Raw genomic sequence first — 16,759 nt, 5'->3', positions numbered from 1 at the left:
CGCACGTGAGATCCCGGGCGTGTTCGACGACAGCCGCCTCCCGCACATCGGTGCGGGAGGCGGCTTCCGGATCGATCGGTGTCAGCCGTTCATGAGCTCAAGGGCCTTCTGAATCGCTTCGTTGAGGCGCTTGTCGGCCTCGCCATATGCGGCCCAGTCACCGGCTTCCATGGCCGACTTCTTGTCCGCCATAGCCTGCTTCGCGGCCTCGAGGGCTTCCTGAAGCTCCGAATTCGGCACGGTGGATTCGCCGTCCGACTTGTCGCCGGAGTCCTTGTCGGACTCATCACCGGAGTCTGCTGGAGGCGTCGTCTCGCCATCAGCGGCATCCTGGTCACCCGCCTGGGCACCGGAGTCGCCGCCGAAGAGTTGGTCGAGCGCTTCATCCAGTGTGTCCTCGAAGGCGATCTTGTCACCGAACGCGACGAGCACCTTCTGGAGCAGCGGATAGCTGGTCTCACCGGTCGACTTGACGTAGACCGGCTGCACGTACAGCAGACCGCCGCCCACGGGCAGTGTCAGCAGGTTACCGTTCAGCACATCCGTCTGACCGCGTTTCAGGATGTTGATCAGGTTCGAGACTTCAGTGTCGGAGTTGAACGAGTTCTGAACCTGACCGGGGCCTGGGACAGTCGTGTCCTTCGGCAGTCTCAACAGCGTGAGCGTTCCGTAGCCGTTGGAGATCTTGCCGTCCTTGGAACCGGCGTTCGAGTTCGCCGAGAGGTAGCCAGCGAGCACGCTGGATGCACCGCCACCACCCGGGATGAACGTCGTGTACAGCGAGTACGACGGGTGGTCCTCACCCGGCATCTGCATCGACAGGTAGTACGGCGGTTGCAGGGACCCGCTGCCTTCCTTCGCCTGTGGATCGGCCGGAGTCTTCCAGAGATCGGAGTCGGAGTACCACTTGCCGGGGTCGGTCACGTGGTAGCGCTGAAGCACGTCGCGCTGAACCTTGAAGAGGTCCTCGGGGTAGCGAACATGCGACAGCAGATCGCCGCTCATCTCCGAGATGGGCTTGAGGGTCGACGGGAAGATGTTCTGCCAGGTCTGCAGAATCGGGTCGCTTTCGTCCCACGCGTAGAGCGTCACCGAACCGTCATACGCGTCCACCGTGGCCTTGACGGAGTTACGCATGTAGTTGATGTCGTCCAGGAGGAAGGACTGGTTGCCCTCCTGATTCGAGATGGCCGAGCTGAGGCTCGTCGTCTTCGAGTACGGGAACGAGTTCGACGTCGTGTAGCCATCGACGATCCAGACGATGCGACCGTCCACGACGCTCGGGTAAACGTCGGAGTCGAGTGTCAGGTAGGGCGCGACCTTCTGAACGCGCTCACGCGGGCTTCTGTCGTAGAGAATCTGCGAGTCCGTGCTCACGTTGTCCGACAGGAAGATCTGCTCGGACTGGAACTTGAGCGCGTAGACCAGCTTGTTGAAGATGTTGTCGAGCTTCGGTCCACCGTCTCCGGTGAAGGTGGTGTAGGTCTCCCCCGAGTCACCCGACGGGTAGTCGAGTTCGACATCGTTGCCGCCCTTCGGCCCGCCGACGATCGAGTACGTCGGTGAGTTCTCACCGAAGTAGACCCGTGGTTCGAAGTCTCCCAGCACGCCCGTCGATGGGATGCCCGACTGCATGAAGACCGGCTCCCCGTCGCTCGACCGCTGGTTTCCGTATGCCGCGACGAGACCGTAGCCGTGCGTGTAGACGAGTGTGCTGTTGACCCAGCTCAGGTCCTCCTTCACACCGGCCTGGTTCATCTCGCGCACGGCGACGACGGCGTCCTGAACCTTTCCGTCAATCGTGTACCGGTCGACGTCGAGCTCGGGCGAGAACTTGTAGTAGGTCTTGAAGCGCTCAAGCTGCGTGACTGTGTCGCTGATCAGGTCAGGGTCCATGATGCGAATGGATGCCGTCGTCTCGGCGTCCTTGCGGAGCGCGCCCTGCTCGGCATCCGTCGTGGCGTCGTACTCGACTTCCTTGACATCAGACACGCCGAAAGCATCGCGCGTCATGTCGATGTTGCGCTGCATGTACTCCTGCTCAAGCACCCGCTCGTTGGGCTCCACCTGGAAGCGCTGGACGACCCACGGATACACGCTTCCGATGAGCAGCGCGGAGACAAGCAGCAGCGCTGTTCCGACGATCGGCATGCGCCAACGGCCGATGAAGGCCGTCACGAAGAACAGAATCGCGACGAACACGGCGATTCCGGCGAGAATCGCCCTCGTCGGAATCGTTGCGTTCACGTCGGTGTAGCTCGCACCGGTGATGAGCGACCCGGTCTCGGTGAGCGTGAGGTACTGGTCGAGCCAGACGCTGACGGCCTGCACGAGAAGGTAGACACCTGCGAGCACCGCGATCTGAATGCGCGCTGCCTTCGAGATGCGCAGCTCGCGTCCGATGAACTGGATGGAGCCGTAGAGGAACGTGACCGCGGCCGTGCAGATCAGCGAGAGCAGGACGACAGCGGAGACGAACGCGAGCACCTGGCGGTAGAACGGCAGATCGAAGAGGTAGAAGGAGACGTCGAGCCCGAACTGAGGGTCGGTATTGCCGGTGGGTTCGCTGTTGAACCACATGAGCACGGTCTCCCAGCGCGTGGCCGCGGAGAAGCCGGCGAAGAGCCCGAGCAGAATCGGAATGCCCCACATTCCCAGACGGCGCAGAGGCTCGATGAGCTCCTGGTAGCGGTCGAGCTGGGAGTTCAGCTTCGCGTAGACGGGCCGGAGCCGGTAGGCGAGCTGAAGCGCGCCCCAGACGGGAACAGCCATGCCGATGAAGCCGATCAGGAACATCGAGACCGTGGCGATCCACTGCGTCGTCAGCACGTTCGTGAAGCCGAGCTGCTGGAACCACAGGAAATCGGTGTAGAAGTTCGAGAATACGAAGAACAGAACCACCAAGGCACCCACGGTGATGAGGGTGATGGCGAGTGGTGCGCGCTTCTTGCGACCGGCGTTAGCAGGACGGGCGGCGGCAGATGACATTGATAGGCCTCTTCAGTGTCGGGGTTTGACTGTCAATCCTACGGATGTTTGCCATGGATTGCCTGACCGGTGACACGCTCATCGCGAACACGTGGGAAGACCGTCGAGATCTCCGCCTCCGTCCAGGGTGCGGAGCACGGCGAGTGAGTCTTCGAGCGTCTCCACCTTGAAGACGCGCAGTCCGTCGGGCACATGACCGACAACCTCGTCGCAGTTGTCCGCGGGTGCGAGGAAATAAGATGCTCCGGCGTCGCGCGCCCCGTAGAGCTTCTGCCGGATGCCGCCGATCGGACCGACGACGCCCTCGGCGTCGATCGTGCCCGTGCCCGCGACCGCGGCATCGCCCGCGAGTGGGCCGGGAGTCAGGCGATCGATGATCCCGAGTGCGAACATCATTCCCGCACTCGGCCCGCCGACGTCGTCGAGCTTGATCGATACGTCGAACGGGAAGTCATAGGTCTCGGTCGTCTGCACGCCGATGACCAGTCCGCTCGTTCCGTCGCTGTACGAGACCTCCGTCGGAGTGACCTCGAGCGACAGTGTCTCGCCGTCGCGGACGACTGTGACCTCAAGCGGTGACGAATCGCCGTTCTCAGTGATCGCGTCGCGCAGCTCGTCGACGTCGACGATGTCGACACCGTTCGCAGCGATGATCTCGTCTCCGGTCTCGAAGATGCCCTCGGCCGGGGAATCCTCGAGCACATTGCCGACGGTCAGCTGCGAGTCGAAGTCGACGTCGAGCTCCGTGAGCGCCGCCGCGACGGCATCCTGCTGTGAATTCACCATCATGAGCTGACTCTGCTCGTCACGCTGCTCCGTCGTCGTGCCCTCAGGGAAATACAGCGACATCGGAACGACGGCTTCGCTCTGCATGAACCAGGCGCGGGCGATCTGGAACCAGTTCGGCGACTGCTCTGGATTTCCGACGATGCTGACGGTCAGCATGTCGAGCGTCGTGCCGACGTCGTAGGTCTTGGTTCCTTTGATCGAGATCAGCGGCTCGGATGCCTTCTCACCATCGGTCGTCCCGAGCACGTTGAACACCGGGCCCGGCTGCTGGATGACGTAGGGAGCTGGGCTCAGCGCGAGGACGCCCAGCACGACGAAGGCGACCGCCAGGCTGATCCAGCCCGCGACAGTCGCGCGGGACCGCGGCCGCCGCGTCGGCGGAGCATCCCACAGCTCATCGCTGTCGTCTCCGGGCGTCCATTCGTCCTTCGGCTCCGTCACGCCTGTCCCTTTCTAAGGATGTTCGCGACAGGCGGACGAATACCGCCCACGGCCACGACTAACCTCAAGCTTCAGGCACTAGCGTAGAGCGATATCACCGTCGCTCGCTGAAAGGTGGCTGAAGTGCCAGACGACGACAAGAACCCCGAAGACGACTTCCAGGACATGATCCGGGACATCCTCTCGGGCAAGTCCGGCGTCGACCCGAGCCAGCTCGCCGGAGCTGCCGGGCTGCCGAGCGATCCAGCGTCGCTCCAGGCCATGATGATGCAGTTCCAGAAGGCGATGCAGCAGAATTCCGACGGCTCGATCAATTGGGAGACCTCGGTTGAGCAGGCCGTTCAGATCGGGCGAAAGGATGCCGTCAGCACGACGCCCGCCGATCGCGCGCAGTTCGAGCAGGCGTTCCACGTCGCAGAGCTGTGGCTCGGAGACGTCACCGCATTCGATGCGCTCCCCAACACCCCGAAGACGATGAGCCGGGCCGAGTGGTCGAAGGCGACGATGCCCGTGTGGACCGAACTCGCGGAGCCGGTCGCGATGAGCATCTCCACGGCGCTCACGAACGTGCTGACCGAGCAGGCGCCCGAGCAGTTCAGAGACATGATCGGCCAAGCCACGCGCATGATCCGCGGCATCGGCGGAACCATGTTCGCGATGCAGCTCGGGCAGGTCGTCGGGCAGCTGTCGACGGAGGCGGTGTCGGGCGGCGACGTCGGCATTCCGCTCCTCGAAGACCAGGCCGCTCTCGTGCCGCAGAACGTCACCGCATTCGGCGAAGGGCTCGATATTCCCGTGGATCAGGTGCAGCTGTACCTCGCCGTGCGCGAGCTCGCTCACGCGCGCCTGTTCCGACACGCTCGTTGGCTTCGACTGCACGTCCTCTCGTCCATCACGGCATTCGCGCGCGGCATCCACATCGACACTGACGCGATCGAGGAGATCGCCTCCGGTTTCGACCCCTCCAACCCGGAGGAACTGCGGGAGGCGATGACGAACGGCTCGCTCATTCCGCCGAAGACCGAGGCTCAGAACGCGGCGCTCGAGCGTCTTGAGACGACTCTGGCGCTCGTCGAGGGCTGGGTCGACGTCGTCACGGCTGCCGCCACGGTGCGATTGCCGAAGGCGAACGCGGTCGCGGAGACCGTGCGCCGTCGACGTGCGACGGGCGGACCGGCGGAGCAGGCTTTCGGCACGCTCGTCGGCCTCGAGTTGCGCCCCCGTCGCCTGCGTGAGGCAGCGGCGATGTGGCAGAAGGTGACGGATGCCGTCGGCGCGAGCGCACGCGATGACCTGTGGCGTCACCCCGACCTCGTCCCGACCGCGGCGGATATCGACGACCCAGCGGGTCTCGTGCGACGTCTCGAAGCCGCCGAACGCGGCGAGGCCCCCGAACCCGACGAATTCGATGTCGCACTCGAGGATCTTCTGCGCACTGCCCAGGAAGAGACCGACGATCGTGGAACGACATCGGACGACGACTCAGGGACGGATGGTTCCCGGTCAACCGGATCCGACGAGGACCCACCTCCGGTCCCCTAGCCTGTGGATAACCGCCGCGACCGGTTCGCCGTTCGGGCACGATAGCGGCATGGTCATTCAGCTCGATCCGCGTTATCCCATCGTGTGGCGCACTCCGACGTCGGTGCAGATCGGCGTGGACGACATCAGAGTGGTGGCAGAGCTCACGCCCGCGCAGGAGCATCTGCTGTACGCCGCCCGACAGGGCGTCGCTGAGCATGCGCTCGTGGTTCTCGGCGAGCAGCAGGGGCTCTCGGAGGCCGACGTAGCGCGCTTCATCGCCGCGATGAGGCCGGCACTGCTCGGCGCGCCGGAACCCGTGTCGTCCTTGCGCGTCGCAGTGGACGGCGAGGGTGAGGCGGCATCCGATCTGCGCTTACGGCTCGGGCCCGCGCTCGAGCCGAGCGGCGATGTGGATCTCGCGGTCATCGTCGCGCATTACGTCGTGGATCCGGAGATCTCCGTGCGATGGCTCAGCAGAGACACTCGGCATCTTCCCGTGATCTTCTCCGATCTCGGGGCTCGCCTCGGACCGGTGATCGTTCCCGGCCATGGGCCGTGTCTCTATTGCCTCGATCGTGAACGTGCCGACTCAGACCCCACGTGGACGGCGATCGAGACGCAGCTTCTCGGAATGCGTTCGCTCCTCGACCGTGGAGAGTTCGCGAAAGAGGTCGCCCTGTCTGCGGCGCGCATGGTTCGCGATGCGAGCGAGGCTGACACTCAGAACGAGGATGCCACGAGCGTGACGATCACTCCCGATGGGCGGAAGAGCGTACGCGTGCACCGGCGGCATCCGGCCTGTGGATGCCGATCTCTTGGAGAAAGCGTGAGCGCTCCCTCGGGTGACGCTGTCCTTCCTCTGACCAGGTGAGAGTCAGACGTCGACGCGCACGTGTGATGCCGACGTAGAGCAGACGCCGCTCCTCGTCGATCTGCTCGAACGAGGTGGCGTAGCTGATCGGGAGAAGCCCCTCGGACAGGCCGGGAAGATAGACCTCGTTCCACTCGAGGCCCTTCGCCGAGTGGAGTGTGGCAAGCGTCACCGCACGCAGCGTCGGCTCATGCTGCCCGGCCTGCCGTTCGCGAAGCTCATCTGTGAACTCACGCAGGGTGGTGCCGGGGGCAGTTTGATCGACGAGCCCCATGATCGCGTTGAGCGACTCCCACTTCGACCGCACAGCGCCGTGCCCCTCGGGAGGAATCTGGCTCCACCCCAGCGAACGCAGAACATCGCTCACCGTTTTGAAAAGCGGCTCGTCTCCGACGGCGACCGAGGCTCCGCGAAGCGCAAGCACCGCCTGCTTCACCTCGGGGAGGTCGAAGAAGCGCGTTGCGCCGCGCACGTGAAAACCGATGCCGAGGTCTCCGAGCGCCGTCTCGATCGCCGCCGACTGAGCGTTGACTCGGTAGAGCACAGCGATGTCCTCCGGACGCACACCTGCCTCGATGCGTGCGTGGATCGACTGGGCGATTCCGCGTGCCTCGGACATATCGGTGGAGTACCGCACCAGATCAGGCGCGACGGCCTCGCCGGCATCCTCCTCCCCCATTGCTCGGAGGGTGAGCGAACCCGGGCGGTCGCGCATGAGGCGGTTCGCGGTCGTGACGATCGGACCGGTGGAGCGGTAGTTGCGTTCGAGGCGCACGACATTCGCCCCGTCGTACCGCGCGTGGAAGTCGAGAAGGAACGACGAGCTCGCGCCCGCGAAGGAGAAGATCGTCTGGCTCGCGTCGCCGACCACGCACACGTCGCGCCTGTCCCCCAGCCACAGATCCAGCAGCTGCTGCTGAAGTGGCGACACATCCTGGTATTCGTCGACGACAAAGAATCGGTATTGCTCGCGCACCTGCAGCGCCACGCGCGGCTCCTGCTCGAGCATGCCCGCGCAGGCCAGAAGGACGTCCTCGAAGTCGAGCTGTCGGCGTTCGTCCTTGAGGTCCTCATAGCCCTGCAGCATGTCGATGACCTGCTCGGGGCTGAGCGCCCCCGGTGCCGACCTGCCCGCGTTCGCGTACTCGTCGATGCTGATTCCAGCGACCTTCCGCCACTCGATCTCCGCAGCGAGGTCTCGCAGAGTCGCCGTGTCGATCTTAAGTCGCAGCCGCTCGGCCACGTGTCCGAGCAGACGCCCCTTGCCATCGATGAGGCGCGGCATATCGCCCCCGACCACCTGCGGCCAGAAGTAGCTCAGCTGGCTCAGCGCGGCCGAGTGGAACGTCCGCGCCGGCACGTTTCCGGCTCCAAGACCGCGCAACCGGCCCCTCAGCTCCGCTGCAGCCCGGTTCGTGAATGTGAGCGCGAGGATGCGGTTCGGCGTGTACGTTCCGGTCGCCACACCGTGCGCAATGCGATGCGTAATTGCGCGAGTCTTGCCCGTTCCAGCGCCCGCGAGGACGCACACCGGCCCACGGAGGGTCTCTGCGACGACGCGCTGATCGTCGTCGAGTCCGGCCAGCAGCTCGACGCTCATCGTCTCTCGAGCCACTCAGCGAGTATGGCGTGTGCGATCGAGGACGGCCCGGGAAGCAGAATGCCGCTGTCGGGGTCTGTCAGTTCTTCGCGCGTGAACCAGCGGACGTCGAGGATCTCGTCACCGTCCGGAGTCGTGTCGGAGGCATCCTGGTCGTCGGCGAGCTGAGCTGCGAAGCCCAACATGAGCGATCGGGGAAAAGGCCAGGGCTGGGATCCGAGGTATTCGGGTCGATCGACACGCACACCGGCTTCCTCGAACACTTCCCGAACGACGGCGGACTCGAGTGATTCACCAGCCTCGACGAACCCGGCGAACAGGGAGTATCGTCCGTTCTCCCACGCGGCGTTCGTTCCGAGCAGGATGCGATCTCGGGCGTCGATCACCCTCACGATGACGGCCGGATCGGTGCGCGGAAAGTGTTCAGCGTCGCATCCTGTGCAGCGCCTCATCCAGCCGGCATGCTCGACACGGGTCTCGGCTCCGCAGCCGGGGCAGAAGGATGCCGAGGCATGCCACCCGAGAACGGCGACGGCTCGCGCGGCCAACGCGGCATCGTCCTTGTCCAGGGTCACCGCGACGTGCCGAAGCGTCGCCCACTCGGCATCCTCATCGTCGGCTCGCACCGCAACGACGCGAGCGCCTGCCGCACCGTGCCGGTTCGTGCGACCGAGGTAGGCGACATCTCCCGTGACACCGACCTCCGACAGAGCGCGCAGATCGAGGGACGCATCGCGCATCGCCACGTCACGCCCACGAACACGCAGGGCGAGTGTTCGCGGATCGTTCAACGTCTCAGCGAGAAAATCAGGGTTCACTCGGGCGGCCCCGTCGACGTCGAACGCCGGTCGCGACAGCGGAAGCGTCCCGAGAGCGGGCATGAGTCTCCTCACGTGTGAACGGGCGTGGCGCACCGGCCGACGGCTGATTCTCGACCTAACCTAGATGCCATGGCCAGGTCTCCTCTCACTCTAGCCGCGGTAGCAACCTCGGCCCTCCCCGAGACGGTGTTCGTCGGCAGCGGAACGCTCGGCCACCGAGAGTCGGGAGAGTTCGACTCCGCGCTGCTCCAAGCGGAGGACGGCTCGCAGTATGTGATCCGAGTTCCGGCGTCGCAGCAGGCGGAGACCGATCAGTCCCGCGAGCTGCTTGTTCTGCAGGCCATGAGCGAGGGCATCCGCAGTCGCCTGCCGTTCGAGCTGCACCATGTACTCGGCCAGTCACCCCTCGGCGCGACGCGAGCTGTGGTCTACGATTTTCTGCCCGGCTACCAGGTGGAGCCGGAGCAGATTCCATCCGGCGATGGCATCGCGAGTTCGATGGGCGGAGCGATCGCCGCGATCCACGCGCTGCCGGGTTCGTTCGTGTCCGAAGCCGGTCTGCCGGTGCAGAGCGCGTCGGACAGCCGCAACGAGGCCCGCAACGTCATCGAACGCGCCGCGGCGACGAAGATGCTTCCGGCCGCGGTTCGTAAGCGGTGGCTGGATGCCGCGGCCGATGAGGCTCTCTGGCGGTTCCAGCCCACCGTCATCAACGGGGCGGTCGCGGCGGACTCCTTCCTGATCACAGACCACGACGCTGGCCCGATCGTGACGGGGATGCTCGGTTGGGGATCCCTCCGGGTCTCCGATCCGGCTCGTGACCTGCACTGGCTCTCCGCCGCGGGCGAGGCCGCGGAGAGCGTCTTCGCCGCGTATGTCGCTGCGAGCGGTCGGACTCCCGACGCGATGATCCGTCAGCGCTCCATGCTCTACGCGGAACTTGAGCTGGCCCGCTGGCTGCTGCATGGCAAGGACATCCACGATCAGACCATCGTGGACGACGCGGTCAGCATGCTCGACGGTCTCGTAGACAGCGTTCTCGGCAATCTGATGTCGCCGCTCTCCTCCTCGCCTGGACCGGTCATGACGGTCTCCGACGTCCAGGAGATGCTGAAGAACACCCCGACGACCACCCCGGCGTCCTCGTCGGCCATCTCGATGGACACCGACAGCTTCGACCCGGAGGAGTTCCAGCGCGCGCTGGACGATATGGATGCTGACGAGCCCGAAGCACCGTCTGCGGATGAGACGCCGACGGGTCCGATCAGTCTCGATCAGGTTCGCGAGAGCGACGACTCCCAGCGTGAGCGCAGCTCCTCTTCCGACGAGACATGATCCGGGCGGACCACGAGATCATCGGCGACGTAGTAGAGCACTGCGTCAACGCGTGAGGGATCGATGCCCTCTGCCTGTGCGTACGCCGCGCGGTAGAGAGCGAGCTGCAGCTGACGGTCTTCGATCTCCTCGGGAGTGCGCGGCGGCTTGCCGGTCTTCCAGTCGACGATCTGGTACCCGGTGTCGGTCTCATACACGGCATCCAGTTTGCAGATGATGATCTGCCCGGCGAGAACGAAATTGATCTCACGCTCGACCGCGATGGGCTTGCGGTCGCCCCACTCGGATGCCTCGAACGTCGCCTTGAGCCGCTCGAGGGCGGCGAGTTCGTCTTTCTCGACCGGCCGCAGCGTGCCGCTCTCCTCCGGGTCGATGTCGAGGAGGTCTCCGTCGAGCGTCTCCGCTCCCCCGCTGAGCGCAGAACGCTGCTCGACCCAGGAGTGGAACAGCGTGCCGAGTCGAGTCTGGCGGAACGGCCGTTCGGGCATCGGGCGGCGGAGCGTCGCTGCGACGGCATCCGGGTCGGTGACGAAGTCTTTGAAACGGGATGCCGGAACACGGTGAGGCACCGCGATTGTCGTCGAGGCATTCAGACGACGTTCGCGTTCCGCGACGAGAAGCGCGATCTCGTCGTCCCATTCGGTTGAACTCGACGGGTCTGAGCGCCGCACGCGTTCAGCGGCCTCTTCCACGACGCTGCGCCTGGCTCCGAGAGGGTCGCGCGGCCAGGCAACCGGTTCGGCTTCCACATCCAGAGGGTTATCGCCCCACTCGGATTCGTCGGGCAGTGCCTCGATGGCGGTCGGAACCACCTCGAGAATCTCCCTGAGGAAGGTTCCCGGCACGCGCGGCCGCTTTTGCGTCGCCCAGAAGGACCCGGTGGCGAGAAGAGCAGTACGGGCACGGGTCACCGCAACGTAGGCGAGGCGACGCTGCTCGTGGGCGCTTCTCTGCTCGATCTGATCGGCGAACTCCTGGTTCGCACGCACGAAGTCCTGCTGATTCATGCATCCGCGCCAGGCGAGGTCGGGCAGGTCGAAGCGATCGCCGCGGAATTCGTACGGCAGCGTGCCGAACGCCATCCAGCCGCGGCGGTCGCGCGAGCGGGCGGGCAGTTCGCCGTCCACGAGTCTGGGAACCGCGACGCTGTCCCACTCGAGGCCCTTCGCTCCGTGGATCGTCAGGATCTGCACGGTCCCCGGCTCCGGGTCTTCGGTGCGAGGGCTCAGGTTCTCACGCTTCTCGGCCTCGGCCAGCCACGAGAGGAACGGCCCCAGCGCGCCGCGCTCGTCGACGGCGAGATACGCCGCGATCTGGTCGGAGAATGCCTCGAGGCTCGATGCTCCGAGTGCGTTGGAGGCGTTCGCGGCGACCTCGATGTCGAGCTGCAGCTCGTGCACGACGAGGTTCACGAGATCGGCGAGTGCAAGGCCTGATCGACGACGCAGCCGAGCGATCGACGCGCCGCAGTCGCGCATCCGCTCGAGCCCCGTGGCACTGATCGCTGCGAGTGCGCGATGCTCGTCGGGAGCCGTCACGAGGAAGTCGAGTGCGTCGACGAGCGACGCGGAGTCGTCATCTGCGACTGATTCGCGGAGCGCACGCAGAGTCTCCTCCGGTACGCGCTGCTGATGCATGTCACGCGTGGCGAGCCAGCGAGCGAGTTCGCGGAGCCCCGCGATGTCCTTCGGACCGATCCTCCACCGTGCGCCGGTAAGAAGACGAATGAGCTCCGAGCCCGCTGTCGGGTCGTCCAGGACACGAAGCGCGCAGATGAGATCGACGATCACCGGCTGCTCGAGGAGCCCCGCGAGCCCGAGCACATGGTAACGGACGCCGCGGCGTTCAAGCGCCTCGGTGAAGGGCCGCACGGTGCGCAGCGAACGGCACAGGAGCGCGGCTGAGCGCGACGGGTCGTCGAGCTGCCGCGCCAGCCACTCCGAGGTCGCGTCGGCCTCCTCCACAATTGTCTCCGGGAAGCGGATTTCGACCGTGCCTTCCGCGGCGTGCGGCGAGGGCGAGAGCCGTTCGACGGGGGCATCCGGCAGTGTGGGCAGAGGTTCGACCAGGCGGTTTGCCGCGTCGAGGATGAGGCGGGAGTTCCGCCAACTCGTCGACAGCGCGTAGCTGCGAGTGCCGTGGAAATCCGACGGGAACCGTGCCAGGTTCGACGCGCTAGCGCCGCGCCAGCCGTAGATCGACTGGTTGGGGTCGCCGACGGCCATGACTCCGTGCCCCGCGAAGAGACGTGAGAGCAGCTCGGTCTGCACGACAGACGTATCCTGGTACTCGTCGAGGATGACGACGCGGAACCGGTCGCGGTATTCTTCGGCCACACGCGGCATCGAACGCGTGATTTGAAGCGCCAGCGCGACCTGGTCGCTGAACTCGATGAAGCCTCGCGCACGTTTCGCCTCGTCGAATCGTCGAGCGTGTTCGAGGAGCACGGGCAGCAGCGCGATGTTCTCGCAGGCCGACGTGAGGTCCTTGTCATTGGTGCGCTTCTTCGAGACGTCATCGTTGATCGGGAGTTCGAGCAGCTGTGGAAATTCCTCGCACAGCCGATCGATGTCTTCGATGCGCTCGAGAGCGTCGTTGTCGCTCAGCTGCTGGGCGAGAGTGACGACAGCCGTCGTGATCTGGTCGACGCTCTTCTCGATCTCGGCGAGCCGTTCGTCTTCGCTGTTCACGATCACGTCGCGCGCGAGCGACCACGCGGATGCCGCGCTGATCACCGTCACGTCCGGCTCACGACCGATCAGCCGACCGTACTCACGGAAGAGCCCTGCGGCGAAGGCATTGTAGGTCGAGATCGTCGGGGCCTCGAGCACATCGTCTGCGCTGGTGTCCGGTCCGCGCAGCTGCCCGATGCGCGTGCGCACCCGGGCGGCGAGCTCGCCCGCCGCCTTGCGGGTGAATGTGAGTCCGAGGATCTGCGACACCGTGATGTGCTGGTTCGCAAGCAGCCACACGATGCGGTTCGCCATCGTCTCGGTCTTGCCGCTGCCCGCGCCCGCGACGACGAGCGCGGGTTCAAGCGGCGCTTCGATGACCGCCACCTGCTCGTCGGTCGGTGACGGCTGCCCCAGTCTCTGTGCGATCTCTCTGGCGCTGATCGTCATTCGGACACCCCCGCGATGAGATGGATGCGGTATGTGAAACCAGACGCGGGATCGTGCTCATCGAGATCGACGGCGCCCGGGAACACATTCGACGCCATGCCGCGCCCGGCTTCCGTGAGACGCTCCTCGAACTCCTCGCGAGCGTCGTCGCTCGCGGCATCCTGCATCTTGAGCCGATAGGACTTGCCCCGCACGCCGCTCGAGACGAAGAGCAGCGCAGCACCGCCGCTCGGCGCCCCTTCCGCAACCCCTTCGATCGCACCCCGTTCGAGGGCGAGCTGGTATGCCGACAGCTGCGCGTGTGTGACGATGTCAGCGTCACGGGGAATCGTCTTGCCCGTCTTGAGATCGATGATCACGATGCGTCCGTCCGGCTGTCGCTCAACACGGTCGATGATCCCGGTCAGCCGCACCTGACCGATGTCGAGACTGAAGCGTCCCTCAGCAGAGATCACCGCGTTGCCTGCGCGCTTCGCGTCGAGCAGGTACTCGGACAGTGCCGCAACGAGCTGCTGCGCACGCCGCTTCTGCGCAGCGCCGATCCAAGGCGCGTCGAAGGCCAGCTCTTTCCAGCGGGCCTCGACATCAGCCCAGAGCGCAGCGGAGGACAGCCGCTCGTCCGTCTGCTCATCGATCGGCAGCACGCCCGCGTTCTCCATGGCGCCGTGAATGACCGTTCCGATTCCGGCGATCACGCCGGAGGGCGTCTGCGCCATGCTGTCCACGAACCAGACCAGCGGCGACTTCTCAAAAGTCTCGAGCTTGGACGGAGAGACATGGACGTGTGCGTCCGGATCGCTGAGATCCACGAGAGGCTCGGTGGTGGAGAGCTCGCGCATTCCGTACCAGTCGTCCGGATCAGCGCCGTCGACCTCGTGCAGGGCGAGGCGGGCGAGGGCCGTCGCTGCGTCCGCACGCTCGCGCTCCGTCTTCCCGTGCACCGCTGACCGGCGGAGACGGCCGGTGAGACCCCTCAGCGTGAACGGGTGGGCTCCCTCGGCGGGGTCGCGCCTCGGCGCTGCCTCGATGCGGGGAAAGCGGAAGAAGACGCTCGGCAGTTCATCCTCATTGACGGTCGCGCTGACGACGACCTGTGTCGACGCGCGTGACACCGTGAGCGCGAACATGCGGAGCTCGTCGGCGAGCACGTCTGCGCGCGCGTCGAGGCTGTCGATCGGAAGACCCGCGAGCACCGCGCTCAACAGCTGCGGGTGCACGAGAGAGCCCCGGATCTGCGGATTCGGCCACGCTCCATCCTGAAGATGGGCAGCGACGACCACGTCGACGTCGGCGCCGACGATCGAGTTGGGTGTTCCCACCCAGACGGCGTCCCCGGCCGACTGCGGCGTGAGGGAGTCCTCGGGAACGTCAGCCGAGAACACGTCGTCGAGGAAACTGCTCGGTGGGTCCTGCGGGTACCGCTCAACGAAGCGCTTCGCCGCCGTGAACAGTGCCATCACGGCATCCAGATGTCTATTCGCCTCGTCTGCGGGAAGACCTGTTCCGAGGGCAGCCTGGCCCCATGACTCCGCGAGTCCGCTGGATGACCAGAGCGTCCAGAGCACCTCCTCGATGCTGCCGCCGCTCTGTGCCAACGTGCCGGCTTCGTCCAGAGAACGCGCGAATCGGCCTGCGCGACGCGCCGATGCGCTGTCGATCGATTCGAATCCGTTCGGGTGGGAGAATGCCTCAACGATCAATTCACAGGGAGTCGACGTTCCGCCGCCAGCGATGTCCTCGTGTCGAAGCGCTCGTTTCAGACGGCGAAGTGACACCGTGTCGAGCCCGCAGATCGGGCCGGTGGCCAGCGACTCGACGAGCTCCGTGGTCGGCTCGACGAAACCGACCGCGAGCGCCGCCGCGTCGAGGAGCTGGCGCGAGGCGTAGGCGTCTCGGATGTTCGTCGCTCCGGTGGGAATCGCCGTGGGCACCTCGGCGAGCGCCAGCGCCTTCGAGACCGCCGGGACGAGCGCTCCAGAGCGGACGATGACAGCCATCCGAGACCACGCGAGGCCGCCGAGCAGATGATGCTCACGCAGCACCCGCGCGATCTGACGGTACTCCGCCGCGGGTGAGGATGCCTCGATGCAGACGACGGGCTGCGGCGCGTCATGCTCGGATCGGGCCTGCGCTCGGCGGTGCTCGACGCCGCCGGCGGCACCGACCCGAGCCGTGATCTCACTGACGAGGCCGCGGATCGCCGGCCCCCCACGGTGCACCGTCTGCAGCGCGAGCTGTGCGACACGGGCACCAAGGTGCTCACTCAGGTTCGAGAGCGCACCGACGACGGAACCGCGGAACGTGGAGACGGCGACGTCAGGGTCGCCGAAGACGGCGACCTCCACTCCGCGCGATGCGAGGGCACCGAGCAGGCGGAACAGTCCTGGACCGAACTCCTGCACGTCGTCGACGACAACGAGCGAGAGCCCAGCCAGATCGATTCCATCGCGCACGAGGGCAATAGCCTCCGCGATCAGTTCGGAGGAGTCTCGGTACGTCGAGGCGTAGCTGTCGACCACCTCACCGTACTCGTCGATGAAGTTCGCCGCCGCCGCCCATTCGGGGCGTGAGTGCTGTGCGGCCAGGCGGTGGAGCCGGCCGGCATCCACCCCTGATTCGATGCAGCGCATCATGAGCTCGCGAAGCTCTGTTCGGAACCCCTGGAGCTGCCTGACGTCTTCTGAGAGTGCTTCCGGCCATCGCGGACCTGTGCCGTCCGTGATGTGACCGTCGAGCATCTCCGCGATGATGTGGTCCTGTTCCGCCCCCGTGAGCAACCGCACAGGTTCGGAGGAGTCGCCGGCGGCGCGCTGGGAGATCTGAAAGGCCGCGCTGTTCAGCGTGCGCGCGAGAGGTCCGTCCGTCGGAACAGCGAGTCTCAGCGCGAGGCGATCGCGGAGCCGTGTCGCAGCGAGCCGCGACGGGGCGAGCGCGAGCACAGAATTCGGTGAGACGCCGCCATCGAGGACACGATGGGCCACCAGCTCGACCAGCGTCGTGGTCTTACCACTTCCGGGGGCGCCGGAAACCGCCCGGTGCTCTCCTCGAGGCAGCTCGATGACGGCCTGCTGAGACACGTCAAGCGGGACGGGCGTAGCGTCCTGCTCCGTCGTCGCTGCTGGAGCGAACCTTGTCTGACTCACGCACACAACGCTATCGCCGACGACCGACAGCGCCTGCCGCGGCCGTGTTCGCTGTCGGCGGCATCCGCTGGCTCTCGTCGTGGCCGCGGGTGCCGTAATGTTGCTGTAGAGCAAGAGGAAAGGGA

General features: G+C 65.7%; 8 protein-coding genes. 2 read left to right on the top strand and 6 right to left on the bottom strand.

Annotation, left to right across the window (positions count from 1 at the left end; all coding sequences use genetic code 11):
• Positions 1–81: 81 nt before the first annotated feature.
• Positions 82–2,988 carry a UPF0182 family membrane protein gene (locus ACSAGD_RS05040; protein ID WP_437584635.1) on the bottom strand — a complete coding sequence of 969 codons (2,907 nt, stop codon included), beginning with the start codon at positions 2,986–2,988 and terminating at the stop codon, positions 82–84.
• Positions 2,989–3,066: 78 nt separating this feature from the next.
• Positions 3,067–4,218 carry a YlbL family protein gene (locus ACSAGD_RS05035; protein ID WP_437584634.1) on the bottom strand — a complete coding sequence of 384 codons (1,152 nt, stop codon included), beginning with the start codon at positions 4,216–4,218 and terminating at the stop codon, positions 3,067–3,069.
• A 165-nt stretch (positions 4,219–4,383) separates the two neighbouring features.
• Here ACSAGD_RS05035 and ACSAGD_RS05030 point away from each other — a divergent pair, with 165 nt between their 5' ends.
• Complete coding sequence (locus ACSAGD_RS05030) at positions 4,384–5,760, top strand: zinc-dependent metalloprotease (RefSeq protein WP_437585110.1); 1,377 nt, start codon at positions 4,384–4,386, stop codon at positions 5,758–5,760.
• 731 nt (positions 5,761–6,491) lie between these two features.
• On the opposite strand, the gene ACSAGD_RS05025 is transcribed toward ACSAGD_RS05030, so the two are convergent.
• Both ACSAGD_RS05025 and nudC read right to left on the bottom strand, forming a co-directional pair.
• A complete protein-coding gene (locus ACSAGD_RS05025; RefSeq protein ID WP_437585109.1) occupies positions 6,492–8,213 on the bottom strand; it encodes an ATP-dependent helicase in 1,722 nt (573 codons plus the stop codon).
• Complete coding sequence (gene nudC, locus ACSAGD_RS05020; protein WP_437584633.1) at positions 8,210–9,094, bottom strand: NAD(+) diphosphatase; 885 nt, start codon at positions 9,092–9,094, stop codon at positions 8,210–8,212. The genes ACSAGD_RS05025 and nudC overlap by 4 nt, the downstream gene beginning before the upstream one ends.
• 69 nt (positions 9,095–9,163) lie before the next feature.
• On the opposite strand from nudC, the gene ACSAGD_RS05015 reads away from it, so the two are divergent.
• Positions 9,164–10,369, top strand: a complete 1,206-nt coding sequence (locus ACSAGD_RS05015) for a phosphotransferase (protein ID WP_437584632.1) — start codon at positions 9,164–9,166, stop codon at positions 10,367–10,369.
• Here ACSAGD_RS05015 and ACSAGD_RS05010 read toward each other — a convergent pair.
• The gene (locus ACSAGD_RS05010) at positions 10,309–13,491 is read right to left on the bottom strand and encodes a UvrD-helicase domain-containing protein (protein ID WP_437584631.1); all 3,183 of its coding nucleotides are present in this window, start codon (positions 13,489–13,491) and stop codon (positions 10,309–10,311) included. The genes ACSAGD_RS05015 and ACSAGD_RS05010 overlap by 61 nt on opposite strands.
• A complete protein-coding gene (locus tag ACSAGD_RS05005) occupies positions 13,488–16,634 on the bottom strand; it encodes a PD-(D/E)XK nuclease family protein (RefSeq protein ID WP_437584630.1) in 3,147 nt (1,048 codons plus the stop codon). Before ACSAGD_RS05005 ends, ACSAGD_RS05010 begins: the two co-directional genes overlap by 4 nt.
• Between the last annotated feature and the right edge of the window lie 125 nt (positions 16,635–16,759).

Origin of the sequence: Paramicrobacterium salitolerans, assembly GCF_051513965.1 — a bacterium.
In the GTDB taxonomy this organism is placed as follows: Bacteria; Actinomycetota; Actinomycetes; order Actinomycetales; family Microbacteriaceae; genus Paramicrobacterium.
The sequence above is the reverse complement of the archived record's forward strand: the minus strand, read 5'-3'. Positions and strand labels throughout refer to the sequence as shown.